Origin of the sequence: Hydrogenophaga crocea, from assembly GCF_011388215.1 — a bacterium.
GTDB lineage: Bacteria > Pseudomonadota > Gammaproteobacteria > Burkholderiales > Burkholderiaceae_C > Hydrogenophaga > Hydrogenophaga crocea.
The window spans coordinates 3306342-3330446 of the sequence record NZ_CP049989.1 but is presented as its reverse complement, the minus strand read 5'-3'; the positions used below and the strand labels follow the sequence as shown (position 1 = coordinate 3330446).

Genomic DNA, 24105 nt, shown 5'->3' with positions numbered 1-24105 from the left:
CGATCCGGTCCAGCTGGTTCAGGAGGTGACCCATGTCTCGTTTCTTGTGCGGTCCGTGCGGGCCGTCCTGGCGTTCGCGCGGCCCCGGTGCGCTGGCACTCGTGTTCGTGTTTGTGCTTGGCTTGTCCGTGCCGATGGGTCTGCGCGCGCAGGCGCCATCGGGCATCGACCGCAGTGCGGCGATGGCCGCGGCGTTGCAGCGCTCGGGCCTGCTCAAGGCGTTACAGGCCGAGACCCGTGCTGCGCGCGAGATGGCGGTGGCGGCCGCGCAGCGGCCTGACCCGGTGTTGCGCCTGTCGCTGGACAACCTGCCGGTCAACGGCGCCGATCGCTGGCGCACAACGCGCGACTTCATGACCATGCGCTCCATCGGCATCGCCCAGGCGCTGCCGGGACGTGACAAGCGCGAGGCGCGCGCTCGCTGGTATGAGCGCGAGGCCCAAGCGGCTCACGCCCGACATCGCGAGCAGGCCACCGAGGTGCTGCGCCTGACGTCGGTGGCCTGGTTCGCATTGCGGGCCGCGCAGCAGCGCCTGGGCTTGCTGGCCGCGCAGCGCGAGTCCTTGCAGCGGCAAGTGCTGGCCGCCGAAGCCGCAGCGCGCTCGGGCCGCGGCACGCCGAGTGACTTGCTCGCTGCGCGCGATGCGCTCTGGCGGCTCGAGCAACTTCGCATCGAAGCCGATGCCCGCGAGCGCGTCGCGCGCCAGGCACTGGAGCGATGGACGGGGGTGCAGGGGCAGATCACGCTCGGCGAGCCGCCTCGGCTGGACGAAGCGGCGTGGGTCGAAGAGCCCTCGCGCCGCTGGCTCGATGAGCATCCCGCTGTGCAGGCCTTGCAGGCGCGTGCCGAGGTGGCGCGTGCGGCCGCCGACCTGGCCCACCTGGAGCGCGATCCCGACTGGAGTGTGGAACTGATGCTCAGCCAGCGCGGCAGCGCCTACAGCGACATGCTGTCGGTGGGTGTGTCGATTCCGCTTGCGAGTAACCGTGCGCGGCGTCAGGATCGTGAACTGTCGGCACGCCTGGCCGAGGCCGACGCGCGCGACGCCGAGGTCGATGAAGCGCGCCGTGTCAGTGAACTGGAGATCGCCGAGTGGCAGCAAGCCCTTGCCGCGGCGTTGGCGCAGCTCGAGCTGATTGATCGCGAACGCCTTCCGCTGGCGCGACAGCGCGTCGTGGCCTCAATGGCCGCTTACCGCGCCGGCACCTTGTCGCTGCGTGAGCTGCTGGCCGCCCAGGAGGCTGCCGTGGTCCTGTCGATCGAACGCATCGACGTGGAACTGGATGCGGCGCGCCCATGGTCGGCGCTGGACGCCCTGCGATCGACGACCCCGGCCGCGTCCAATACCCAAGCGAGGTGAACCCATGAAGCCGTTCTTTTCATCGACGCGTGCGCGCTGGATAGCCTGCGCTGCCACCTTTGCCTTGCTGGTCGGGGTGGGCATTGCCGCCTGGCAATCGGGCGTGCGCAGTGGTGTGCGCATGGGCGTCTCGGCTGAACCTCGGAGCACAGCCGACGACGCGCTGTCCAAACCGGGGGCTTCGACCGCCGTTGAGGCGATGTCGGACCCGTCCACGTGGACGATTTCGCAGGGCGAGGACGCCACGCGGCGCCACATGCGCGATGGCCTCAAGGCCGGCGACCTGGACCCAGCCACGGGGCGCCGGATCCTGAACTACCACGACCCCATGGTGCCGGGCAGGAACTTCGATGCGCCCGCCAAGTCGCCCTTCATGGACATGATGCTGGTGCCACGCTACGCCGGTGCCGAGGGATCGGACACCGGTACCGTGACGGTGAGCCCGCGCATCCAGCAGAACCTGGGCTTGCGCACCGCCGTGGTGGAGGCCGGGGCCTTGTCCGCCGAGGTGACAGCGGTGGGCAGCATCGCGTGGAACGAGCGCGACCAGACCACGGTGACGAGCCGCGCCAACGGCTTTGTGGAGAAGCTGCACGTGCGCGCCACCTTCGATCGCGTGGCCGCCGGCGCGCCCCTGTTGGATGTGTACGTGCCCGACTGGGTGGCCGCGCAGGAGGACCTGCTGGCCATCTCGCGCATGCAGGGCAGTGGGCTGGACACGCTGCGCGAGGCCGCGCTGCAGCGCATGCGCCAGGCCGGCATGTCACCTGCCCAGATCGACCTCGTGCAACGCACCGGTGTGCTGCAGGCGCGCTTCACGCTGCGCGCGCCGCAAGCCGGCGTGGTGACCGCGCTGATGGTGCGCGAGGGCGCGACGGTGATGCCCGGCACACCTCTGATGACCGTGCAGGGCACGGCCACGGTGTGGGCCGAGGCCGAGGTGCCCGAGAGCCAGAGCGCCGAGCTGATGCCCGGGATGGCGGTCAGCGCCACCAGCCCGGCCGTGCCGCGCCAGACCTTTGAGGGGCGATTGCAGGTCCTGCTGCCGCAGGTGGAGCCGACCACCCGCACGCTCAAGGCGCGGCTGGAGTTGCCCAACCCCGGCGCGCGGCTGGTGCCCGGCATGCTGGTGCAGATGCGCTTTGCGCGGCCGGCTGGCGACATGCGCCTGCTCGTGCCGGCCGATGCGGTCATCCGCACCGGGCAGCGCAGCGTGGTGATGCTGGCGGAGGCCGACGGGCGATTCCGTCCGGTGCAGGTGCAGACCGGGCGCGAGGCTGGCGATCAGGTCGAGGTCATCGCCGGCCTGCAGGCCGGACAGCGCGTGGTCCGCTCGGGGCAGTTCCTGATCGACTCGGAGGCCAGCTTGCGCGGTCTGGAGGCCAGACTGAACCAGGGCACGGAACCCGCCCCGCCGGCACCGCAAAGCCACCGCACCGACGCAGTCATCAATGCGCTGGAAGGCGACACGGTCACGCTGACTCACCCGCCCGTGCCGTCGCTGAACTGGCCCGAGATGACGATGGACTTCAAGCTGCCGCCGCGCGAGCGCCAGCCACGCGATCTGGGCTTGGGCGAGCGCGTGCAGATCGAATTCCAGATGCAGGACGGCGACGTTCCGCAAATCACCGACCTGCAGCGCGTCGCGCCCGGGGCAACGCGATGATTGCCCGGCTCATCCGCTGGAGCATCGCCAATCGCGTGCTCGTGCTGGTCGCCACGGTGATCGTCACGGCATGGGGCGTGCTCGCCTTGCAGCGCACGCCGCTGGACGCATTGCCCGACCTGTCCGATACCCAGGTCATCGTGCGCACCACCTGGCCCGGGCAGGCGCCGCAGCTGGTGGAGAACCAGGTGACCTACCCGCTGACCACCACCATGCTGTCGGTGCTGGGCGCCAAGGCGGTGCGCGGCTACTCGATGTTCGGCGACAGCTTCGTGTACGTGCTGTTCGACGACGGTGTGGATCCTTACTGGGCACGCTCGCGCGTCCTGGAGTACCTGAACCAGGCCCAGGCGCGCCTGCCCGCCAACGCCCGCTCCAGCATCGGGCCCGACGCCACCGGCGTGGGCTGGATCTACCAGTACGCGCTGATCGACCGCACCGGCCAGCAGGACGTGGCACAGCTGCGTGCGCTACAGGACTGGTTCCTGCGCTTCGAGCTTAAGACCGTGGCTGACGTGGCCGAGGTCGCCAGCATCGGGGGCATGGTGCGCCAGTACCAGATTGTGCTCGACCCCGACCGACTGCAGGCCTACCGCATCACGCCGGCCATGGTGAGCGATGCCGTAGGCCGAGCCAACCAGGAAGCCGGCGGTTCGGTGCTCGAGCTGGGCGAGGCCGAGTACGCGGTACGCGCCAGCGGCTACCTGCGCACGCTCGACGACTTCCGCGCGATACCGCTGTTGACCACACCGGCTGGCGTGTCGGTGCGGCTGGGCGACGTGGCGCGCGTGCAGACCGGCCCCGAGATGCGGCGCGGCATCGGCGAGCTCGACGGCGAGGGCGAAGCAGTGGGCGGCATCGTGGTGATGCGTTCGGGCAAGAACGCGCTGAGCACCATCGCCGCCGTAAAGGCCCGGCTGGCAGAACTTCAGCGCGGTCTTCCGGCGGGCGTGGAGATTGTGCCGGTGTACGACCGCTCCGGTCTGATCGAGCGCGCGGTGGACAACCTCACCACCAAACTGATCGAGGAATTCATCGTGGTCGGGCTGGTCTGCCTGGCCTTCCTTTTCCACGTGCGCAGCGCGCTGGTGGCCATCGTGACGCTGCCGCTGGGCGTGCTGGTCGCTTTCATCGTGATGCAGCAGCAAGGCATCAATGCCAACGTGATGTCGCTGGGCGGCATCGCGATCGCCATCGGCGCCATGGTGGACGCGGCCATCGTGATGATCGAGAACGCGCACAAGCACCTGGAACGCTGGGGCCAGGCCCACCCGGGGCAGACGCTGCAGGGCGAGGCGCGCTGGCGGCTGATGGGCAAGGCCGCTGCCGAGGTCGGGCCCGCGCTGTTCTTCTCGCTGCTCATCATCACGCTGAGCTTTGTGCCGGTGTTCACGCTGCAGGCGCAGGAGGGGCGCCTGTTCTCGCCGCTGGCCTACACCAAGACCTACGCCATGGCGGCCTCGGCCGCTCTGGCGGTCACGCTCATCCCGGTGCTCATGGGCTACCTCATCCGAGGGCGCATACCGGCCGAACACCGCAACCCGATCAACCGCGCGCTCATCGCCGTGTATCGGCCCATGCTGGACGCGGTGCTGGCCTGGCCCCGGCTCACGCTGGGGGTGACGGCGCTGCTGCTGGTCGCGAGCCTGTGGCCGCTGCAGCGCATCGGCAGCGAGTTCATGCCGCCGCTGGACGAGGGCGACCTGCTGTACATGCCCACCGCGCTGCCCGGCCTCTCGGCGGCCAAGGCGGCCGAGCTTCTGCAGCAGACCGACCGGCTCATCAAGACCCTGCCCGAGGTGCAGAGCGTGTACGGCAAGGCCGGGCGCGCCGACACCGCCACCGACCCCGCGCCGCTGGAGATGTTCGAGACCACCATCCAGTTCAAGCCGCGCGCGCAGTGGCGCGCCGGCATGACCCCCGACCGGCTGGTGGAAGAGCTCGACCGCACGGTGCGCGTGCCGGGGCTCTCGAACATCTGGGTGCCGCCCATCCGCAACCGCATCGACATGCTGGCCACCGGCATCAAGAGCCCCGTGGGCGTGAAGGTGGCGGGCCCCGACCTGGCCACCATCGACCGGCTCACCGGGCAGATCGAGCGCGCGGTGAAACCCGTGCCCGGCGTGAGCAGCGCGCTGGCCGAACGGCTCACGGGCGGGCGCTACATCGACATCGACATCGACCGCGAGGCCGCCGCGCGTTACGGTCTCAACATCGCCGACGTTCAAGCCGTGGTGGAAAGCGCTGTGGGCGGCATGGTGATCGGCGAGGTGGTCGAAGGCCTGCAGCGCTACAGCATCAACCTGCGCTACCCCGCCGAACTGCGCGACTCGCTGCCCAGGCTGCGCGCCCTGCCCATGGTCACGCCCGTGGGGCAGCGCCTGGTGCTGGGCGACGTGGCCGACCTGCGCGTCAACGACGGCCCGCCCATGCTGCGCAGCGAGAACGCGCGCCTGGCCGGTTTCGTGTACGTGGATGTGCGCGGCCGCGACCTGCGCGGCGCGGTGCTCGACATGCAGCAGGCGGTGGCGGCGCAGGTGTCGCTGCCGCCCGGCTATTCGGTGTCGTGGTCGGGCCAGTTCGAGTTCCTGGAGCGCGCCAGCGCGCAGCTCAAGGTGGTGGTGCCGTTCACGCTGCTCATCATCTTCGTGCTGCTGTACCTCACCTTCGGCCGCATGGACGAGGCCCTGCTCATCATGGCCACGCTGCCGTTCGCACTCGTCGGCGGCGTCTGGCTGCTGTGGATGCTCGGCCACAACCTGTCGGTGGCCAGTGCGGTGGGCTTCATCGCGCTGGCCGGCGTGGCCGCCGAGTTCGGCGTGATCATGCTGGTGTATCTGAAGCAAGCCTGGAGCGATCGGCTGTCGCAGGGCCGCGGCGATGGCGAAGCCCTGCTGGAGGCCATCCGCGAGGGGGCCGTGCTGCGCGTGCGGCCCAAGGCCATGACCGTGGCGACCATCGTGGCCGGCCTGCTGCCGATCCTGTGGAGCAGCGGCACCGGCAGCGAGGTGATGCAGCGCATCGCCGCTCCGATGGTCGGCGGCATGATCAGCGCGCCGCTGTTGTCGCTGTTCGTGGTGCCGGTGGTCTACCGACTGCTACGTGGGAGGTAGAGTGGGCTGCTGCCGGTTTCATAGACACCTTGTTGAGGTTGAAGATGAAATCAGAGGCCGCCCAACTCTCGTTACTCTTGCGCCTGGGGACGCGGACGCCATGACAGGCGATGTCTCTGATTTGTCGTACGTCGCAGGATTGCACTCAGGAACCAGGCTGCGACAGCCCGACAACCTCTCGGGCCAGCGCGAAGCCGTATTCCCACGCATCCTCAAGCTTGGGCACCTTTGGCCTCTGACGGCGTCTATACCGTTGCAGCTGTTGTATCGGCTGCGCAGCTCCCAACCCTGGAGGACAACATGGAATGCTGTGAACCTCGTCTTCACGCGGGTATCGCCTGCTGTGTGAACCTCGATTCCTCGGCGACAGAGGCACGGCGCGCTCGCTTTTCCTTCTGGCCCCGCTTGTCAGGTGTGTCCAGTCGATTGATTAAGGCACTGGCGACATGGCGACTTGAAAAGAACCAGGCGCGGCACGAGGCTCAGCATCTTGCCTACCTCGACTCAGCCGCGTTGAACGACATGAGGCTCAGCAGCGCCATGTTGCGAGATCTTGGTGTTGAACGAATGGTCTCGGATCGCCAAGGCCGAAGCAGTTTCCCCTTCTGATGTGCGCGCAGCGACTCGCATTAGCGGGTTGCTGGCGATCCTCCAACTCCCGGCAGCGGCGTGCCCTGCGCTGCTGCACCACTTCTCCATACTTCTGCGAGCAAACACCATGAGCCCATCCCGACCCGTCGCGCACAGCAGCATGCCCTGCTGTACCACTGTGATCCGTACACAGGGACACAACTTCTCGGCGCGAATCGCCCGCCGCTTCAATGAACTGCTGGACCAGCTGGTGGCATGGCGTTGCCGCCTGCATGAGGGTCGGTACCGTCCGGGTAAGCCCCGGCATCCGTTCTGAAACGTCACTGTGCCGGGCTGCGATGATGGGGTCCATGCAGCAATTCGATGTGATCGTCATCGGTGGGGGTCAGGCCGCCTTGTCGGCCGGTTATTTTCTTCGCCGCAGTGGCCGCAGCTTCGTGATCCTCGATGCTGAAGAGGGGGCCGGCGGTGCCTGGCGTCATACCTGGCGATCCCTTCGCCTGTTCTCGCCGGCCACGTGGAGCTCCCTGGCTGGTTGGCCGATGCCGGCGGGCAGCGATCGCTACCCGACGCGAGACGAAGTACTCGACTATCTGCGTCGTTACGAAGAGCGGTACGAGCTGCCTGTGCGGCGACCGGTCACTGTCCAATCTGTCGAACGCACAGACAGCGGATGGCTTGTGCACGCTGACCAGGGCGACTGGCAGGCTGCGGCCCTGATCAGCGCTACCGGCAACTGGCGACACCCGCACGTTCCAGACTACAAGGGGATTGACGGGTTTCGGGGCGCCCAGATCCATTCCGCACAATATTTGGAACCTGATGCTTTCGCTGACCTGCGCGTTTTGATCGTCGGCGGCGGCAATTCAGGCGCACAGATTCTGGCTGAGGTTTCGCAGCATGCTCAGACGACATGGGTTACCGAGAGACCTCCTGTATTTTTGCCCGACAACGTGGATGGCGGTGTGCTGTTTCAGCGCGCCACTGAACGCTGGAGGGCCCAACAGGCCGGGCGTCCAGTGGACGACCTCCCGGGGGGTTTTGGCGATATCGTGATGGTGGCTTCCGTTGTGGAGGCCCGTTCGCGAGGGGTGCTCAGCGCGCGTGAGCCATTCGATTGCTTCACTGAGCGAGGCGTGCGCTGGCGTGACGGATCGGAGTCGGACTTTGATGCGGTTATCTGGTGCACTGGTTTTCGGCCTGCGCTGGATCACCTGCGGTCGCTGGGCCTGATTGATGCTCAGGGCAAGGTCGCTGTGAACGGCACTCGTAGCCTGCTTGAGCCACGGCTGTGGCTGGTGGGCTACGGTGAATGGACCGGCATGGCGTCAGCCACGCTGGTCGGTGTCATGCGAAGTGCGCGCAGCACGGTTGACGAGATCAACGCGATGCTTGCAGGGCTATCGCCTCAGTCTGGCTGAGACTCGTTGGTCTCGCTGGTGAAGAGCGCCGGCAGAAACCGCTCGAACTGTCCCACTTCTTCAATGTTATGGCGTATCCATGCGTTGGCGCGCGCAGTGTTGAAAACGAATCGGCGCAACAGGACATTGAGTGGCTTGGCCAGCTTCGAGGGGAAGCCGATCGTGAGACTGTTGGCGTAGCGCGTGCCTTCGGGGACTGGCGCGAAGCAATAGTCCATGGCCGCCACCTGCAGCCCGAACCACCGCGGCCGGTGTCCGAAGCCCCGTTCATCGAGCCGCACGATGTCGCTGCGTGCGTTGCCCTTGTAGCGGGGATTGCCGCCAAACATCTCGACGATGTGTAGCTGCGCGCCGACCCCGACGCTGCCGTCAGCGAGGCGGCGCGTGTAGGAGACGGCGATGTGGTCACGCGGATGCCACACGTGGTAGCGTGACACGTGCTGCTCCTCGAACTCCATGTGTCCTTCAAGGTGGCGAAACCACCAGGCAAGCATGGTCGGTGTGACACCGTGCAGGGTCTCGTGCTCGATCCAGCATCGCAACCGGCCATCCGGCAAAACTTCAATGCCGCTGCTCGCGCTGTCGACGGGTTTCGGGTTCCAGGAGATGGTCATGTGCGGGCTCAAGGAAACTGCACCAGCGGTCCTGCTGGCGTTCTGCCCGGCGGCACATAGGCGGGGGCTGGCTCACCGGCCGGTCCTGCGGCCTTGATGTATCGGTAGATGGCGCGCAGATCGCTGTCGGACATGGCGCGCAGGTTGAACCACGGCATGGGCGGTCTGGGCTTCATGACCCGTGCATGGGTGATCCAGCGCTCTTCTGTCATGCCGGCAAAGTAGAGGCGAAGGTTGGTTGCGTAGGTGGTGCCCCAGGGGCCCTTCCAGCCCAACCGGTCGCCTGTCAGCCACTGTGCTTCGGCCAGCTTGCCTTCCGCCGCGTTGTAGCCTGCCGTGTGGCAGTCGTTGCAGCCGGTCGTCTGCACAAGGTAGCGCCCCAGGGCCACTATGTCGCGGGGGCGTTCAGGGGAGGGGCGTGAATCAAACGACTGCGCAGAGACGGTACTTGCCAGCAGCACTGTCGTGAAAACCAACGCAATGGCAAAGCGTCGAGTTGGTGTCATGGGATTCTTCCGCGAAGTTTCGTAGAGGCCGCGCATGGCGCCCCAGAATCCTTTGAACCCGAAGGGCGCCGCTTGGGGTGAGACGCTTCGCGGGCGCAAAGGTGGCAACGTTTTTCGGCCAGGGTCACTGGCGACGATCCGTTCGTGCGTTTGCGGTACGTCCTAGAACAGCAAATGCAGTGATTGCCGAAAAGGGCTCCCTATGCCTTGGGGAATCACGCACGCGATCAGCAGGCTCCCCCCCCCCGGTTCAGCCAAGCCCAGCCCACCCACAGCGTCAAGGCCCCGGCGAGCATCACGCCGGCGCAGACCAACTCGTCGGCGGCCACGTCAGGAATGCGCCGCGGCAGTTCTCGCACGGTGATCCGCCATGGATCAGTGAGTAAGCGCTGTGGACTTCTTGTCATGAGGCCGTCATGAAAGAAACTATAATTCTACGAATATTGAATTAATTGCCAGATTGCGGAGTCAGAGCTAATGAGAGTGGGCATCAACGGCATGGGCCGCATCGGGCGGCTGGCGCTGCGCGCGGCCATGGGCGCGGCCGAACGGCCAGCGGACGATCCGCGCGCCGGCAACCGCCTGGAGGTGGTGCACCTTAACGAGACCAAGGGCGGCGCCGCGGCCACCGCCCACCTGCTGGCCTTTGACACGGTGCAAGGCCGCTGGCGCGCCGACATCGCGGCCGAGGGCGATGACACGGTCCGCATCGACGACCATCGACTGCGCTTCACCAGCCACGCCACCGCGGCCGACATCCCCTGGGGCGATCTCGGCGTGGACCTGGTGCTCGAATGCACCGGCAAGTTCCTCACGCCCGAGACGATCCAGGGCCACCTGGACCGCGGTGCGAAGCGCGTGATCGTGGCCGCGCCGGTGAAGGTGGCCCATGATCCGGCTTCGGTGCTCAACATCGTGGTCGGCGTGAACCACGATCTGTACGACCCCGCGAGACACCGCATCGTCACCGCCGCGAGCTGCACCACCAACTGCCTGGCCCCGGTGGTGAAGGTGGTGCACGAAGCGATCGGCATCCGCCACGGCCAGATCACCACCATCCACGACCCGACCAACACCAACGTGGTGGTCGACGCGCCGCACAAGGACCTGCGCCGCGCGCGCAGCGCCATGGCCAGCCTGGCGCCCACCACCACCGGCAGCGCCACCGCCATCGCGCTCATCTACCCCGAGCTCAAGGGCAAGCTCAACGGCCACGCGGTGCGCGCGCCGGTGCTCAACGCCTCGCTCACCGACTGCGTGTTCGAACTGCAGCGCGCCACCACGGCCGACGAGGTGAACGCGCTGTTCGAGGCCGCGGCCAGCAGCGGCCCGCTGCAGGGCATCCTGGGTTACGAGACGCGTCCGCTGGTGAGCGCCGATTACGCGCGCGACACGCGCTCGAGCATCGTCGATGCGCCGTCCACCATGGTCACCGACGGCACGTTGCTGAAGGTGTACGCCTGGTACGACAACGAGATGGGTTACGCCTGCCGCATGGTGGACCTGGCCTGTCACCTCGACGCCATCGGCCTCTGACGCGCTGCCCGACATGCACGCCGCCGTCCGCCACTACGCCATCGTCACCGCCGCCTACTGGGGCTTCACGCTCACCGACGGCGCGCTGCGCATGCTGGTGCTGCTGCACTTCTATCGGCTCGGCTATTCGCCGTTCACGCTGGCCTTCCTGTTCCTGCTGTACGAAGCGGCGGGCGTGCTGGCCAACCTCATCGGTGGCTGGCTGGCCACGCGCTACGGCATCACGCGCATGCTCACCGTGGGCCTGTCCACGCAGATCGTCGGCTTCACGCTGCTGTCGTTCCTGAACCCCGCATGGACGGCGGCCGCGTCGGTGGCCTGGGTGGTGCTCGCGCAGGGCGTGTGCGGCGTCGCCAAGGACCTGACCAAGACCGCCAGCAAGTCGGCCATCAAGGTCACGAGCGCGCAGGCGAAAGAAGGCGGGGGCAGCAACAGCCAGCTTTTCAAGTGGGTGGCCTGGTTCACCGGCAGCAAGAACGCCATGAAGGGCGTGGGCTTCTTCCTCGGCGGCCTGCTGCTCGAAACGCTGGGATTTCGCCACGCGCTGTGGCTCATGGCCGCGGCGTTGGCGCTGGTGCTGATCGGCGTGATCGCTTCGCTGCCCACGATGATGGGCAAGAGCAAGGCATCGAAGTCCGCGAAGGAGCTGTTCGCCAAGAACCCCGGCATCAACGCGCTGGCCGCCGCACGCGTGGCCTTGTTCGGCGCGCGGGACGTGTGGTTCGTGGTCGGCGTGCCGGTGTTCCTGTACGCCCAGGGCTGGACCTTCACCATGGTGGGCGGCTTCCTCGCGGCCTGGACCATCGGATACGGCGCGGTGCAGGCGCTGGCGCCGCAGATCGTGCGTCGCAGCGCCGATGGCCTGAGCCGCGAGGTGCCCGCGGCGCGTGCGTGGTCGGCTGCGCTGGCGCTGGTGCCGGCGGCGTTGGCGGTCGCGGTGTTCGCGGGCGCGCCGCACCTGCGATGGGTGGTGGTCGGCGGGCTCGCCGTGTTCGGCTTTGCCTTCGCGGTCAATTCCTCGGTGCATTCCTATCTGGTGCTGGCCTATGCGGGCAGCGAGAAGGCGGCCGAGGACGTGGGCTTCTACTACGCGGCCAATGCCCTGGGCCGCTTCTTCGGCACGCTGATGTCGGGCCTGCTGTACCAGTGGGGCGGCCTCGCATGGACGCTGGCTGGCTCGGCGTTGATGCTGACCGCGTGCTGGCTCATCACGTTGCGCCTGCCGCTGCACGCCGGCACCGCCAGCGTCGCTTCGCCCGCCGCGTCCCGTGCGGGCAACTGAGGAGACCCCGATGGACGAGAACGATGCCGTTCAAGCACTTGCTGCGCTGGCCCAGGTCACGCGATTGCGCACCTTCCGCGCGCTGGTGCAGGCCGGGCCCGAAGGGCTCACACCGACGGCACTCGCCGAGAAGCTTGAGGCGACGGCGACCACGTTGTCGTTCCACCTCAAGGAGCTGCACCGCGCCGGCCTGATCACGCAGGAGCGCGACGGCCGCCACCTGATCTACCGCGCCGGCTTCGCCCACATGAACGCCCTGCTGGGCTACCTCACCGAGCATTGCTGCGAAGGGCAGCCGTGTGAGGTCAGCGCCGGCATCAACGCCACCTGCACCACGTGCTGAAAGGAGCACCATGGAAAACCGGCCCTACAACGTCCTGTTCATCTGCACCGGCAACTCGGCGCGCAGCCTCATGGCCGAGGCGGTGCTCAACCAGCTCGGTGGGGGGCGCTTTCGCGCATTCAGTGCGGGCAGCCAGCCTGCGGGCAGGCCGCACCCCATGGCGCTGGAGCTCCTGGAGCGCAACCGGTACGACACGTCCACGTTGCGCAGCAAGAGCTGGGACGAGTTCGCGCAACCCGACGCGCCCGAGATGGACTTCGTGCTGACCGTGTGCGACAAGGCCGCGGGCGAGGTCTGCCCGGTCTGGCCCGGGCAGCCGATCTCGGCCCATTGGGGCGTGGAAGACCCGGCCGCCGCCACCGGCCCCGAGGACAAGCGCCGCCAAGCCTTCAACGACGCATTGCTGGTGTTGAGCCGGCGCATCGCGATCTTCCTGGCGTTGCCACTGGACAAGCTCGATCGTCTGGCGCTGCAAAGGGAGCTCGGCCGCATCGGCCTCAGCGGAAAACCCGCCGGAGCGGCTGCATGATGGGCTTGTTCGAGCGCTGGCTGAGCCTCTGGGTGGCGCTGGCCATCGTCGCCGGGGTGGCGCTCGGTACGGCGACGCCAGGCTGGTTTGCGGTGCTGGCGTCGGTGGAGTACGCGCATGTGAACCTCGTGGTTGCCGTGCTCATCTGGGTGATGATCTATCCGATGATGGTGCAGATCGACTGGAGCGCTGTGCGCGACGTCGGTCGTCGCCCGCAGGGCCTCGTGCTCACGCTGGTCATCAACTGGCTCATCAAGCCCTTCACGATGGCGGCGCTCGGTGTGCTGTTCTTCAAGTACCTGTTCGCGCCCTGGGTCGACCCGCAATCGGCCAGCGAGTACATCGCCGGCATGATCCTGCTCGGCGTGGCGCCGTGCACGGCCATGGTGTTCGTGTGGAGCCAGCTGGTGCGTGGCGACCCGAACTACACCCTGGTGCAGGTGTCGGTGAACGATCTTGTGATGGTGGTGGCCTTCGCGCCCATCGCCGCCTTCCTGCTTGGTGTGACGGACGTGACCGTGCCCTGGTCCACGCTGCTGCTGTCGACCGTGCTCTATGTGGTGCTGCCGCTGGTGGCCGGCGTCTTCACGCGGGCGCGACTCCTCGCCCAAGGGCCCGAAGCCTTGCCGCGCCTCACGGCACGCCTCAAGCCCTGGTCCATCGCCGGCTTGCTGGGCACGGTGGTGCTGCTGTTCGGATTCCAGGCCGACACCATCCTCGCGCAACCTGGCGTCATCGCCCTGATCGCGGTGCCGCTGCTGATCCAGACCTACGGCATCTTCTTTCTCGGCTGGTGGGGCGCGCGCTGGCTCAGGCTGCCGCACGAGGTGGCCGGCCCGGCCTGCCTGATCGGCACCTCCAACTTCTTCGAGCTCGCTGTGGCGGTGGCCATCTCGCTGTTCGGGCTGCACTCGGGCGCGGCCCTGGCGACCGTGGTGGGGGTGCTGGTGGAGGTGCCGGTGATGTTGTCGCTGGTGGCGCTGGTGAACCGTTGGCGGCCGGGCCTAGGGGGTGAAGCTGCGAAGGGCGTGTCATGAGTGACTACCGCATTTATCACAACCCGGGCTGTGGCACGTCGCGCAATGTGCTCGCGCTCATGCGGCACTGCGGCATCGAGCCCGAGGTCATCGAGTACCTGAAAACACCGCCCTCGCGCGAAGAGCTCGTGGCCCTGTTGCAAAGCATGGGCATGTCGGTGCGCGAGATCCTGCGCCAGCGCGGCACTCCGTATGACGAGCTGCGCCTGGGCGAGGCCCACTGGAGCGATGACCAACTGCTGGATTTCGTCGGCCAGCACCCGATCCTGATGAACCGACCCGTCGTGGTCTCGCCGCTGGGCACACGCTTGTGCCGGCCTTCCGAATATGTGCTCGACCTGCTGCCGCCGCCCCCAGCGCAGGCTTTCCGCAAGGAAGATGGCGAGCCGGTGCTGGACGCAAGCGGCAAGCGGGTCACCTGAAGGTCCCTCCACCCTTGGTGCAACCCATGCCGGTTGACAGCCGATATTTATTCGTTAAACTACGAACAACGAATTTTCTACCTGTCCGCCTTTTCGATGTCTAGACTCCCTGATATCTCCTGTGGCCCCTGCGTCGAGGCGAGCCCGCCCGACGAACTCGAAGCCGAGGAGTTGGCCGTGCTGTGCAAGGCGCTGGCGCATCCGGCGCGTGTGAAGCTGATGCAGTACCTGGCGCAGCAGGGCACTTGCTACTTTGGCAGCCTCGCCGACGTCGTGGGGCTCGCCCCTTCCACCACGTCCCAGCATGTCAAGGTGTTGAAGGAGTCCGGGCTCTTGCTGGGTTCGGCCGAAGAGCAGCGCACCTGTTATTGCGTCAATCCGGATCGCCTGGCGATCCTCAAACGACTGGTTATGGCGCTCTGAAGAGGGCGTCTCTCTTTTTTGCTCTCATTTTCGTACATCTACGAACGACGAAATAGTCAACACGAAAGGAATCACCATGACGAATGCCCAAGTCACGACAGCCGTTTCGCCATTGCCCGTAGCCGTGATCGGTGCGGGTCCCGTCGGTCTGGCGGCGGCAGCCCACCTACACAAACGGGGTCTGCCGTTCGTGCTGTTCGAGGGCGCTGATCGCATCGCCGATCACTTGGCAAGCGTCGCGCACGTCCGTTTGTTCTCGCCCTGGCGGTTCAACGTCGATGCGAGCGCGCGCGAGTTGCTTGCTCAGGCGGGCATCGAAGTGCCCTCGGATGAACAACTCCCCACGGCGGGAGAACTCATCGAGCAGTACCTTCGCCCGCTGAGCGAGTTGCCCGCCATCGCCAGCCAGCTGCACCTGTCGCATCGCGTGCTCGACATCACCCGGCGGGGGCACGACAAGGTGAGGAGCCAGGGACGGCAGGAGGCCCCGTTCCTCTTGCGCGTGGCCACGCCCGCGGGCGAGCACGAATGGCAAGCCCGGGCCATCGTCGATGCGACGGGCACCTGGGGGCAGCCCAATCCGTTGGGTGTGCATGGCTTGCCCGCTCGGGGCGAGCACGCGGCACAAGCTCGCATTGCCCACGGCATGCCGGACATCCTCGGCGCTGAACGACGCCGCTACGCAGGCAAACGCACCCTAGTGGTCGGCGCCGGTCACTCGGCGGCCGGCAACCTGTTGGCACTGACGGCGCTGGCCCGGCAGGCGCCTGGCACGCAGGCGGTGTGGGCGGTGCGTGGCACGGACCTTCGGCGACTCTACGGCGGGGCGCGGCTCGATGGTTTGAGTGCAAGAGGGACCTTGGGGCAACGCCTGCGCGAGGAAGTGGAGCAAGGCGCCATCGAGTTGCACCTGGGCTTCGGCATCGCCGACATCACGCTCAGCGAACAGGGCCTGCTGGTGAAGGCCGTGGACGATGCGCGCGCGCCGATCGAGGCGATCGACCAGTTGATCGCCGCCACGGGTTCGCGGCCGGACCTTTCGCTCACCCGCGAGTTGCGCGTGCGGCTTGATCCCTGGCTGGAAAGCACCGATGCGCTGGCGCCGCTCATTGACCCCAACGAACACAGTTGCGGCACGGTGCGTCCCCACGGTCATCGGGAACTGGCACACCAGCATGAGCCGGGTTACTACGCGATCGGTGCCAAGAGCTACGGACGAGCACCCAACTTCCTGCTGGCCACCGGGTACGAGCAGGCACGCTCGGTCGCAGCGGCATTGGCTGGCGACCTCGCGGCCGCAGATGATGTTCGACTCGAACTGCCTCAAACAGGGGTGTGCTCCACCGATCTGAGGCCCCAGAGCTCGGGCGCTGCAAGCGCCGCAGCATCGCCGGGCTGCTGCGGCGGGCCACCTCAAGTCGACACAACGGCCTGCTGTGTGCGGGATGAGCTTGCCAAGGTGAGCACGGGTCGGGGCTGCGGTTGCGGCACTGCCACCGACAAGTCCGTGCGTGTGACGCAAGGCGCCGATCAAGGTGTCTGAGGCAGGGGGTCTTCGCCGGGAAACACTGCGCCTGGGAGCCAGCCAGACGCTGGCCTGGGCATCGAGCTACTACTTGCCCGCAACGCTGGCGGAACCGATGGCGCGCTCGCTCGGCATGGGTGTACCGACGGTGTTCGCTGCATTTTCAGGCGCCTTGCTCGTTGCCGCGCTGATCGGCCCGGTGGCGGGCAGGGCGATCGACCGGCGTGGCGGGCGATCGGTGCTCATGTGGTCAAACGGGGTGTTCGCCCTTGGCCTGTCGAGCCTGGCCGCGGCGCAGGGGGCTATTGGGCTGTTTCTTGCCTGGGCGCTCATCGGTGTCGCCATGGGCATGGGCTTGTACGAGGCGGCCTTTGCAAGCCTGGTGCGCGCACGCGGCGCGCAGGCGCGATCGGCGATCACCCAGGTGACGCTGATCGCCGGTTTTGCCAGCACCGTCGGTTGGCCGCTCACGACCTGGCTCGCCAGCCAATGGGATTGGCGCACGGCGGTACTGGCCTGGGCCGCACTTCACTTGCTGCTGGGACTTCCCCTCAATGCCGGCCTGCGAAGGCATTCTGTTGCGCCCGAGCGTTCCGTCACGGGCGCTGTGCACACCACGATTGCACCGTCTCATGGTTCACAAGTACCCATACGCCTGGCGCTCGCCGTGGCCATGGGGTTTGCGATCTCGGCGTTCATCGGTACGGCCATGGCAGCGCACCTGCCATCGATGCTCAAGACAGCGGGCGCCATTGCCGCACTGGCCGTGACGGCCGCCGCCCTGCTGGGCCCGGCACAGGTGGCGGCGCGACTGATGGAATCCTTGTTGCAGCGTCATGGTTCGGTGCTTGTGGTGGCCTGCGTGGCGGCTGCCTTGCACCCGCTGGCCGCCCTGGCGCTGATGGTGCTGGGTCCGATGGCGGCCATCCCCTTCGCGATCTTGCACGGAGCTGGCAACGGCCTCATGACCATCGTCACTGGCGCACTGCCGCTGGCCGTCTTCGGATCCAGGGGCTATGGTGAACGTCAGGGTTGGCTCATGGCGCCGGCGCGCATGGCTCAGGCCCTGGCGCCCTGGGCGTTTGCGGGGCTGCTGGCGCCCTTGGGGGTTCACGCCCTGGTGGTCACCGCCGTGGGTGGGCTCCTGACGTTTGCCTTGTTCAGCAGCATCGCCGTGGGCCGTTCGCGGGAATCTCGCCTCGTTGCCCAGACTCAACAGAACACCTGAAGCCACCTATCGTCACGCCATGTCCCCTGATCACTCGCCTTCCCTCGAAGACATGCCCCAACTGCACGGCGCCAGCTTCCGGCCGCTGGATCCCGAGCGGCTGTTCCCGGCAGAACGCTCGACACACGCCCCGCGAATCCTTCTGATGTACGGGTCGGCACGTCCGCGATCGTTCAGCCGACTGGTCACCCTGGAGGCCGAACGCATCCTCATCGCACTGGGTGCGCAGACGCGCGTCTTTCATCCGCATGGGCTGCCGCTGCCCGACGATGCACCGGAGTCCCACCCCAAGGTTCAGGAACTTCGCGAGGCGGTGCAGTGGGCCGAGGGGATGGTGTGGTGCTCGCCCGAGCGCCACGGCGCGATGACCGCCATCATGAAAGCCCAGATCGACTGGATTCCGCTTGCCATGGGGGCCATCCGCCCGACGCAGGGCAAGACGCTGGCGGTCATGCAGGTCAGCGGAGGTTCCCAGTCGTTCAATGCTGTGAACCAGATGCGTGTCCTCGGACGCTGGATGCGGATGATCACCATCCCGAACCAATCGTCCGTTGCCAAGGCCTGGCAGGAGTTCGGGGACGATGACCGAATGAGGCCTTCGCCCTATCACGACAGGGTGGTGGACGTGATGGAGGAACTGCTCAAGTTCACGTGGCTTACACGAGATGTGTCGCCGTACCTCGTGGATCGCTACAGCGAACGCAAGGAGTCGGCCGAGGATCTCGCCAGGCGCACCAATCTCACGGCCAGCGTGTAGTGGACGGGCGTGCTGGGTAGCCCCATACTCCGCTACTGTTAGAATGCTGCGGTGCAGCAGAAACTGAAGAGCCTCATCCTGAAGCCGCTGGCCTACCGCGGCGCGGGCTTGCCCCGCGGCTATTTCTGCTCGGTCACACCGCCCTGAGATGTAAGCGGCCGGCCATCCCACCTTGGCTAGGCATCGGTGTGGGATGCCGCTAGATTGGCTATCGGAGGTTCAGGATGCGCCGGGCACCGCTGAGCACTATCAGCGCAATGACTGCGCCAATCACGAGGTCAGGGTACGAGGAGCCCGTCCAAGCGACCAAAACACCAGCGACTATCACCCCCGCGTTTGCGATCACATCATTCGCAGAAAAAATGTAGCTTGCCGTCATGTGGGCGCCCCGATCCCGCTTCTTGGCGATCAGCACCAGGCAGGTGACGTTGGCGATCAATGCGACCAGCCCGATACTCATCATGAGCATGGACGCCGGCTCACTTCCCACAACTGCCCGCCGAACGACCTCCAAAAGCGCGCCAAGCGCAAGCACGACTTGCAACCAACCAGCGATGTGCGCTGCCTTCATCTTCAAGGCGGCGGCGCGGCCCACCGCATAGAGCGCCAGTCCGTAGACCGCCGCATCGGCGAACATGTCAAGCGAGTCCGCTATGAGACCTGTGGACTGGGCGATCAGGCCAACGATCAACTCAAAGACAAACATCGCACCGTTGATAGCGAGCAGCAGCTTTAAGGTCCGAGCCTCAGAGGCATTCCCCTCTGCGTCTGGGGCCGTAGACTCGTCGCTTTGCACGCTGTCCAACACTTGCGCGCCGAGGTTGAGAGGGATGAGACGGCCCAGCAGCTCTTGCGTACTTCCCCCATGCTGCACGGTGAGTACACGGTCCTTCAGATCGAAGTCCAGTGCCGCAACAGCCGACGCATCGGCCAGCGCCATCCGAATGAGATTCTCCTCCGACGGGCAATCCATCTTCGGCACGGAGAAACGCGTCTTCCACTGCCCGCCTTCGGTGCGCCTCTCGCTTGTCAGCAGAACCGCACCCAAGTTCAGGGGCGTCAGCTTCTGGGCGATCCTGGCGGGCTCGCCCGAGTGCACCACCCGGAGCTGCCGATGGGCCAGATCGAAGGTCATCGGCCCAACCCCGGTCAGACCACCCAGCGCCATGCGAATGAGGTTCTCCTCGGAGGGGCAGTCCATTCCCGGAACTGAAAATGTGCTCTCCACGGAAGCAATGGCGCTTGGGGCCTCGTCGACCGTCTGCGAATTGCAACTGCTCGAGCAGCTACTGCTTTGACATGTACTCATGTCCCGTATTAGAAACCCTCAAGTAGCTGTAGAGTCAAGCGGTAGGTAGGCAAATATGAAAATCGGTGAACTATCGTCATTGGCAGGGTGCTCCGTTCCCGCGGTGCGCTTTTATGAAGCAGAGGGCCTTCTGCAGGCGCCCCTGCGGGCCGCCAACAACTATCGGCAATATGGCCAACAGCATGTCGACAGGTTGGCCTTCATCGTTCGGTGCCGCTCGCTGGACATGTCGCACGACGATATCCGGGCTCTGCTGCAGTTGCAGGACGACCCCGCCATGTCCTGCGACGAGGTCAATGCCTTGCTTGACGATCAAATGCGCTTGGTAGAGCAGCGAATCGCCGAGTTGCAGGCGCTGCGCAAGCAACTGCGTGCCATCCGCAGTACCTGTGCGGGAGGGGTATGCGTTGGCGATTGCGGTGCACTTGAATCGCTGCGCAGCGCCACTGGGGCAAGCTGGCCAACCGTTCGCTGAGCGGAGCCTCAAATAACGACATTCAGCTCGGTGCGAACCAACGATGCGGTAGCAACTCGTGAACCAGGCTAACCCGTTGCGTCGGCAAGCGAGCCAAAACGTCCTTGAGATACGCATAGGGATCATGCCCATTGAGTCGTGCTGACTGGATGAGCGTCATGACGGCTGCTGCCCTCTGACCAGCTCGTAGGCTGCCCGCAAAGAGCCAGTTGTTGCGGCCAATGGCAATCGGCCGAATCTGGTTCTCGATCCAGTTGTTGTCCACGGGCAGCTGTCCGTCATCGACGAACCGGGTCAAAGCCTCCCAGCGCCGCAAGCTGTAGTCCAGCGCTTTGGCGCTTGCCGAGCCTTCCGGCACCTTCTGGCGTTGCAGCACCATCCACTGGTGCAAGGCATCAAGCAGCGGCTTCGTTTGTTGTTGCCGGATGGTTTGGCGCTGATCGGTCGCAATCTCCTTGACCTCACGCTCGATCTCGTAGACCCGCGCGAACTGCTGCAGCGCGACCTCGGCGATCTGGCTTTGGTTCGCCGCGTGCAAATCGAAGAACTTGCGCCGCGCGTGCGCCAGGCAGCCGACCTCGGTCACACCACTTGCGATCAAGGCCTTGTAGCCGCTGAAGTCGTCACAGGTGAGGCTGCCTCTCCAGTCGCCCAGGAAGCGCCGGGCGTGTTCGCCCGAGCGCGATTCGCAGAAGTCGTAGACGACCGCCTTGATGTTCTCGAAGGCGCCCGTGGCATAGGCCCATAGGTACGCCCGGTGCGCCTTGCCGTTGCCCGGCTTGAGCATGGACACCGGCGTCTCGTCGGCATGCAGCACGCGGCGCTGCAGCAGCTCTGTCCTCATGGCGTCAACCAGTGGCTGCAACTGCACGCCACACGAGCCCACCCATTGCGCCAGCGTGGAGCGGGGGATGGCTAGGCCGGCGCGGCCGAAGATCGCTTCCTGGCGGTACAGCGGCAGGTGGTCGGCGTACTTGGCCACCAGCACTTGCGCCAGTAGCCCAGTGGTAGGGATGCCTTTGTCGATGATGTGAGGATCGACAGGCACCTGGTGAATCGTCTCGCACTGGGCACAGGCCCACTTGCCCCGGATGTGGCGCTCCACCGTGAACACGCCGGGCGCGTAGTCCAGCTTCTCGGCCACGTCCTCGCCGATGCGCTTCATCTGGCAACCGCAGGCGCAGGTGGTGGACTCGGGCTCGTGGCGGATCTCGCGCCGCGACAGGTTGGCCGGCAGGGGTGCGCGTTTGGTGACTTGCTTGTCTTGGCGGCCTGCCACTGGCGGCGTGGCCTGCTCGATCTCATCGGCCACCGCCTGCAGGTCCTCATCCAGCGATTCATCGAGCAGGCTCTTCTGCTCGGCGCTGAAGCGCTCCGACTGTGCGGCGAACTTCATGCGCTTGAGCAGTGCGTTCTCGTGCGTGAGCTTGTCGATCTGCGCCTGCTTGAAGACCGCCTCTTGGCCCTGGCGTGCGATCACGCCGTCTCGCTCGGCCAGCTCACCCATCAACGACAGCAGGGCCGCTCGCATCTGCTGCGGCTCCAGGGTGTCAAGGTGGTCTGCGGTGATCACGGGAGAAGATGATGCGGCTAACATCACATTCGCGCATCGGTGCAAGCGCTGATTGCCTGGCCAACGACCGGAGCACTCAAAGTACAGTGATGACTCCAGCCTCGCCGACGTTCTTCCAGGGCAGGCCCAGCACGAGCGCATCGAACTGCGTTCGGCTGAGTGTGGCGGTGGTGGCGGCATCGCGCGGCCAGACGAACTTGCCGCTATTCAGGCGCCGGGCCGCCAGCCAGACACCGATGCCGTCGTGCACCAGCACCTTCATGCGGTTGGCTCGTCGATTGGCGAACAGATAGGCGTGGTGTGGGCGCGCTGCGCCAAAGACAGCCACTACCCGGGCGAGCGCCGTCTCGGTGCCTGCTCGCATGTCCAGCGGCTCGGTGGAGAGCCACAGCGCATCAATGCGGATCATCGGAGCCAGTCGCGCAGCCACGCTGCACATGACGCTGCATCTTCCAGGGGCCAGTTCACGGTGACTACGCTGGCGCTGCGCCGAACATCAACGCGAATCGCACGCGACACGGGCGGCGAGCTGGTCTCGGTTGCTGGGAGCTGTTCAACTGGTGGAGGCAGATTCAGCGCAACGAACTCATTCCGGGGCGCTGGCAACAGGGAGTCTGCTTGCTCGCGCATCCAGCGATGAACGATGTTGGCGTTGATTCCGTGTGCAAGCGCTACGCCGGCCACTGACGCGCCGGAGACCTGGCATTCGGCCACGATCTGGCCTTTAAGTTCCGGGGAGTAGTAGTGCCGCTTGGGGCGCTGGGCGATCGTGTCGTTCGCCATAGTGTGCGTGATGTTCATCGTGCACACGATGCCTCGACACTGGGTCTATCTCAAGATGGGATTGCCGGACGCTTACAGTTCTCGCGGCGCTGGATCGCGCCGGCGTGCCGGCGGGACGGATCTACACGATCGCCGACATTGCGGCGGATCCGCACTACCGTGCACGCGGCATGCTGGACACGGTTCGGATGGAGGATGGAACCCAGCTTTCCGTTCCGGGCATCGTTCCCAAACTGTCCCGCACACCGGGTGAGCATCGATGTAGTGCGCCGGCACTGGGACAGGACACCGATGCAGTACTGGCGGAAATAGGCCTGAGTGCGCAGCAGATCAGCGAGCTGAAGCGTCGCGGGGTCGTGGCCGGGAGCGCTCGATGACGGCGCTGCTGCCCAGCCCCCGGCGGCTCTACATCCAGGAGGTCTCGGTTCGTGACGGCTTCCAGAACGAACCCATCTTCGTGCCCACCGACACCAAGGTCGATCTGATCAATGCGCTTGGTCGCACCGGCCTGGCCAAGCTCGAGGTGACCTCCTTCACCTCGCCAAAGGCGATCCCGTCCCTGGCTGATGCCGAGGAGGTGCTCGCGCGCATCGAGCGCGTTCCCGGTGTCGAATTCACGGCGCTGGTGCCCAATGTTCGCGGCGCCCGCCGCGCGCTGATGACCCGGCTGGATGAATTCAACCTGGTGATGTCGTCCAGCGAGACGCACGGTCTGGCCAACCTGCGGATGACACCGGAGCAGTCGCTGGAGCAGTTCCGCGAAATCGCCGCTGTCGTGGACAGTAGGGTCGCCCTTTGCGCCTCCCTTTCCACCGCCTTCGGTTGTCCCTTCGATGGCGAGGTGCCGCCAGAGCGCGTGCTCGGCCTGGTGGAGCAGATCGTTCACCTCGGCATCAGGCGACTGACGCTGTGTGATACCACTGGCATGGCCCACCCGCGCCAAGTGTATGAGCTTTGCGCGCGTGTGGTGGAGCGCTGGCCCGAGGTCGAGCTCGCCGCGCATTTCCACAACACGCGCGGAATGGGACTCGCCAATGCCCTGGCGGCGTTGCAGGCAGGGATCATTCGCTTCGACTCCTCGATCGCCGGGCTCGGCGGGTGTCCGTTCGCTCCGGGCGCCAGTGGCAACGTTTGCACCGAGGACATGGTGCACATGTTCGAAGCGATGGGCTTCGACACCGGCGTCTATCTGGAAGCGTTGATCGCCTGCTCGCGCCGCATCGCGCAGATCGTGGAGCACGACGTCCCCGGCCAGGTCATGAAGGCAGGCCTGTCCACGCGTCGCTATCCGGTGCCGGAAGGCCTTCGGAAGCCTAGCGGATAGTCACTATTGGCCGTGTACGCATCACGCGCCGCGAAGGCGTAGTGGCCCAGCGGCACTAGCGAGCTGATGCCGGTGAGGGGTTCATCGGACTCGCACCAACGAGGCGCATCGAGGATCTAGCAGTGCGGCTGCGGTGACCCCCCGGCGCCATGTGGCGCCCGCGGTGCGCCAATCCGCGGCTACGAGCAGTCGCGCAATCAGCGAGCCGCGCCTCTTCGATCCCCGCACCTGGGAAATTCGGAGCCCGCCTCGTACTCCGGACGCGGTTAGCTGAGCGACCTCAGGTC

General features: G+C 66.2%; 22 protein-coding genes and 1 pseudogene. 17 read left to right on the top strand and 6 right to left on the bottom strand.

Going from position 1 to position 24105, the window contains the following annotated elements; genetic code table 11:
* The first annotated feature begins 32 nt into the window (after nt 1-32).
* The 4 genes from G9Q37_RS15605 to G9Q37_RS15590 all read left to right on the top strand — a co-directional run bounded on the left by G9Q37_RS15605 (nt 33) and on the right by G9Q37_RS15590 (nt 8152).
* Nucleotides 33-1361: a TolC family protein gene (locus tag G9Q37_RS15605; protein WP_166228573.1), complete on the top strand. Its 1329-nt coding sequence runs from the start codon at nt 33-35 to the stop codon at nt 1359-1361.
* A 4-nt stretch (nt 1362-1365) separates the two neighbouring features.
* Nucleotides 1366-3027 (top strand): efflux RND transporter periplasmic adaptor subunit, encoded by a 1662-nt coding sequence (locus tag G9Q37_RS15600; protein ID WP_070400930.1) that lies wholly within the window; start codon nt 1366-1368, stop codon nt 3025-3027.
* Nucleotides 3024-6140, top strand: a complete 3117-nt coding sequence (locus G9Q37_RS15595; protein WP_166228571.1) for an efflux RND transporter permease subunit — start codon at nt 3024-3026, stop codon at nt 6138-6140. Before G9Q37_RS15600 ends, G9Q37_RS15595 begins: the two co-directional genes overlap by 4 nt.
* A 941-nt stretch (nt 6141-7081) precedes the next feature.
* Entirely contained in the window at nt 7082-8152 is a 1071-nt protein-coding gene (locus tag G9Q37_RS15590; protein WP_205710661.1) for an ArsO family NAD(P)H-dependent flavin-containing monooxygenase, read from the top strand.
* Here the strand turns inward: G9Q37_RS15590 and G9Q37_RS15585 are convergent.
* Together G9Q37_RS15585 and G9Q37_RS15580 are read right to left on the bottom strand one after the other, a co-directional pair.
* Nucleotides 8140-8766, bottom strand: a complete 627-nt coding sequence (locus tag G9Q37_RS15585; protein ID WP_166228569.1) for a DAPG hydrolase family protein — start codon at nt 8764-8766, stop codon at nt 8140-8142. The two genes, G9Q37_RS15590 and G9Q37_RS15585, sit on opposite strands and share 13 nt — an antisense overlap.
* A gap of 8 nt (nt 8767-8774) precedes the next feature.
* Nucleotides 8775-9308 carry a c-type cytochrome gene (locus tag G9Q37_RS15580; RefSeq protein WP_240936409.1) on the bottom strand — a complete coding sequence of 178 codons (534 nt, stop codon included), beginning with the start codon at nt 9306-9308 and terminating at the stop codon, nt 8775-8777.
* Nucleotides 9309-9749: 441 nt separating this feature from the next.
* Here G9Q37_RS15580 and G9Q37_RS15575 point away from each other — a divergent pair, with 441 nt between their 5' ends.
* From G9Q37_RS15575 to arsH, 10 genes are all read left to right on the top strand, one after another.
* A complete protein-coding gene (locus G9Q37_RS15575; protein ID WP_166228567.1) occupies nt 9750-10808 on the top strand; it encodes an ArsJ-associated glyceraldehyde-3-phosphate dehydrogenase in 1059 nt (352 codons plus the stop codon).
* Nucleotides 10809-10821: 13 nt separating this feature from the next.
* Nucleotides 10822-12090, top strand: a complete 1269-nt coding sequence (gene arsJ / locus G9Q37_RS15570; RefSeq protein ID WP_166228565.1) for an organoarsenical effux MFS transporter ArsJ — start codon at nt 10822-10824, stop codon at nt 12088-12090.
* 10 nt (nt 12091-12100) lie between these two features.
* Nucleotides 12101-12433 (top strand): ArsR/SmtB family transcription factor, encoded by a 333-nt coding sequence (locus G9Q37_RS15565; protein WP_166228563.1) that lies wholly within the window; start codon nt 12101-12103, stop codon nt 12431-12433.
* Between the two features lie 10 nt (nt 12434-12443).
* The gene (locus G9Q37_RS15560; RefSeq protein WP_166228561.1) at nt 12444-12962 is read left to right on the top strand and encodes an arsenate reductase ArsC; all 519 of its coding nucleotides are present in this window, start codon (nt 12444-12446) and stop codon (nt 12960-12962) included.
* The gene (gene arsB, locus G9Q37_RS15555; RefSeq protein ID WP_166231377.1) at nt 12962-13999 is read left to right on the top strand and encodes an ACR3 family arsenite efflux transporter; all 1038 of its coding nucleotides are present in this window, start codon (nt 12962-12964) and stop codon (nt 13997-13999) included. The genes G9Q37_RS15560 and arsB overlap by 1 nt, the downstream gene beginning before the upstream one ends.
* Entirely contained in the window at nt 13996-14421 is a 426-nt protein-coding gene (arsC, locus tag G9Q37_RS15550; RefSeq protein WP_166228559.1) for an arsenate reductase (glutaredoxin), read from the top strand. The genes arsB and arsC overlap by 4 nt, the downstream gene beginning before the upstream one ends.
* A 33-nt stretch (nt 14422-14454) precedes the next feature.
* Nucleotides 14455-14844, top strand: coding sequence for an ArsR/SmtB family transcription factor (locus G9Q37_RS15545; RefSeq protein ID WP_240936408.1), 390 nt, complete (start codon nt 14455-14457; stop codon nt 14842-14844).
* 76 nt (nt 14845-14920) lie between these two features.
* Nucleotides 14921-16387: an NAD(P)-binding domain-containing protein gene (locus G9Q37_RS15540; RefSeq protein WP_166228557.1), complete on the top strand. Its 1467-nt coding sequence runs from the start codon at nt 14921-14923 to the stop codon at nt 16385-16387.
* A gap of 73 nt (nt 16388-16460) precedes the next feature.
* Nucleotides 16461-17597: an MFS transporter gene (locus G9Q37_RS15535; RefSeq protein WP_240936407.1), complete on the top strand. Its 1137-nt coding sequence runs from the start codon at nt 16461-16463 to the stop codon at nt 17595-17597.
* A gap of 19 nt (nt 17598-17616) precedes the next feature.
* Entirely contained in the window at nt 17617-18354 is a 738-nt protein-coding gene (gene arsH, locus G9Q37_RS15530; protein WP_166228555.1) for an arsenical resistance protein ArsH, read from the top strand.
* Nucleotides 18355-18562: 208 nt separating this feature from the next.
* Here arsH and G9Q37_RS15525 read toward each other — a convergent pair whose 3' ends face one another.
* A complete protein-coding gene (locus G9Q37_RS15525; RefSeq protein ID WP_072632770.1) occupies nt 18563-19672 on the bottom strand; it encodes a cation efflux transmembrane domain-containing protein in 1110 nt (369 codons plus the stop codon).
* A gap of 46 nt (nt 19673-19718) precedes the next feature.
* On the opposite strand from G9Q37_RS15525, the gene cadR reads away from it, so the two are divergent.
* Entirely contained in the window at nt 19719-20138 is a 420-nt protein-coding gene (gene cadR, locus G9Q37_RS15520) for a Cd(II)/Pb(II)-responsive transcriptional regulator (RefSeq protein WP_010791743.1), read from the top strand.
* Between the two features lie 22 nt (nt 20139-20160).
* Here the strand turns inward: cadR and tnpC are convergent, their stop codons facing one another.
* The 3 genes from tnpC to tnpA all read right to left on the bottom strand — a co-directional run bounded on the left by tnpC (nt 20161) and on the right by tnpA (nt 22512).
* Complete coding sequence (tnpC, locus tag G9Q37_RS15515) at nt 20161-21711, bottom strand: IS66 family transposase (RefSeq protein ID WP_166228553.1); 1551 nt, start codon at nt 21709-21711, stop codon at nt 20161-20163.
* 76 nt (nt 21712-21787) lie between these two features.
* Nucleotides 21788-22120, bottom strand: a complete 333-nt coding sequence (gene tnpB, locus G9Q37_RS15510; protein WP_003121550.1) for an IS66 family insertion sequence element accessory protein TnpB — start codon at nt 22118-22120, stop codon at nt 21788-21790.
* Nucleotides 22117-22512, bottom strand: a complete 396-nt coding sequence (tnpA, locus tag G9Q37_RS15505) for an IS66-like element accessory protein TnpA (RefSeq protein WP_006217728.1) — start codon at nt 22510-22512, stop codon at nt 22117-22119. The genes tnpB and tnpA overlap by 4 nt, the downstream gene beginning before the upstream one ends.
* A 59-nt stretch (nt 22513-22571) precedes the next feature.
* Between tnpA and G9Q37_RS15500 the strand changes: the two are divergent.
* Both G9Q37_RS15500 and G9Q37_RS15495 read left to right on the top strand, forming a co-directional pair.
* Nucleotides 22572-22871, top strand: a pseudogene (locus G9Q37_RS15500) (CoA transferase); the annotation flags it as partial.
* Nucleotides 22868-23818 (top strand): hydroxymethylglutaryl-CoA lyase, encoded by a 951-nt coding sequence (locus G9Q37_RS15495; RefSeq protein ID WP_166228551.1) that lies wholly within the window; start codon nt 22868-22870, stop codon nt 23816-23818. The pseudogene G9Q37_RS15500 and the gene G9Q37_RS15495, both read left to right, overlap by 4 nt.
* Nucleotides 23819-24105: the final 287 nt, after the last annotated feature.

What these genes read in the sequence shown, in the direction of transcription:
- G9Q37_RS15605 (WP_166228573.1), top strand. Translation starts at nt 33, where the DNA reads ATGTCTCGTTTCTTGTGCGGTCCGTGCGGGCCGTCCTGGCGTTCGCGC.
- G9Q37_RS15600 (WP_070400930.1), top strand. Translation starts at nt 1,366, where the DNA reads ATGAAGCCGTTCTTTTCATCGACGCGTGCGCGCTGGATAGCCTGCGCT.
- G9Q37_RS15595 (WP_166228571.1), top strand. Translation starts at nt 3,024, where the DNA reads ATGATTGCCCGGCTCATCCGCTGGAGCATCGCCAATCGCGTGCTCGTG.
- G9Q37_RS15590 (WP_205710661.1), top strand. Translation starts at nt 7,082, where the DNA reads ATGCAGCAATTCGATGTGATCGTCATCGGTGGGGGTCAGGCCGCCTTG.
- G9Q37_RS15585 (WP_166228569.1), bottom strand. Translation starts at nt 8,766, where the DNA reads ATGACCATCTCCTGGAACCCGAAACCCGTCGACAGCGCGAGCAGCGGC.
- G9Q37_RS15580 (WP_240936409.1), bottom strand. Translation starts at nt 9,308, where the DNA reads ATGCGCGGCCTCTACGAAACTTCGCGGAAGAATCCCATGACACCAACT.
- G9Q37_RS15575 (WP_166228567.1), top strand. Translation starts at nt 9,750, where the DNA reads ATGAGAGTGGGCATCAACGGCATGGGCCGCATCGGGCGGCTGGCGCTG.
- arsJ (WP_166228565.1), top strand. Translation starts at nt 10,822, where the DNA reads ATGCACGCCGCCGTCCGCCACTACGCCATCGTCACCGCCGCCTACTGG.
- G9Q37_RS15565 (WP_166228563.1), top strand. Translation starts at nt 12,101, where the DNA reads ATGGACGAGAACGATGCCGTTCAAGCACTTGCTGCGCTGGCCCAGGTC.
- G9Q37_RS15560 (WP_166228561.1), top strand. Translation starts at nt 12,444, where the DNA reads ATGGAAAACCGGCCCTACAACGTCCTGTTCATCTGCACCGGCAACTCG.
- arsB (WP_166231377.1), top strand. Translation starts at nt 12,962, where the DNA reads ATGGGCTTGTTCGAGCGCTGGCTGAGCCTCTGGGTGGCGCTGGCCATC.
- arsC (WP_166228559.1), top strand. Translation starts at nt 13,996, where the DNA reads ATGAGTGACTACCGCATTTATCACAACCCGGGCTGTGGCACGTCGCGC.
- G9Q37_RS15540 (WP_166228557.1), top strand. Translation starts at nt 14,921, where the DNA reads ATGACGAATGCCCAAGTCACGACAGCCGTTTCGCCATTGCCCGTAGCC.
- arsH (WP_166228555.1), top strand. Translation starts at nt 17,617, where the DNA reads ATGTCCCCTGATCACTCGCCTTCCCTCGAAGACATGCCCCAACTGCAC.
- cadR (WP_010791743.1), top strand. Translation starts at nt 19,719, where the DNA reads ATGAAAATCGGTGAACTATCGTCATTGGCAGGGTGCTCCGTTCCCGCG.
- tnpB (WP_003121550.1), bottom strand. Translation starts at nt 22,120, where the DNA reads ATGATCCGCATTGATGCGCTGTGGCTCTCCACCGAGCCGCTGGACATG.
- tnpA (WP_006217728.1), bottom strand. Translation starts at nt 22,512, where the DNA reads ATGAACATCACGCACACTATGGCGAACGACACGATCGCCCAGCGCCCC.
- G9Q37_RS15495 (WP_166228551.1), top strand. Translation starts at nt 22,868, where the DNA reads ATGACGGCGCTGCTGCCCAGCCCCCGGCGGCTCTACATCCAGGAGGTC.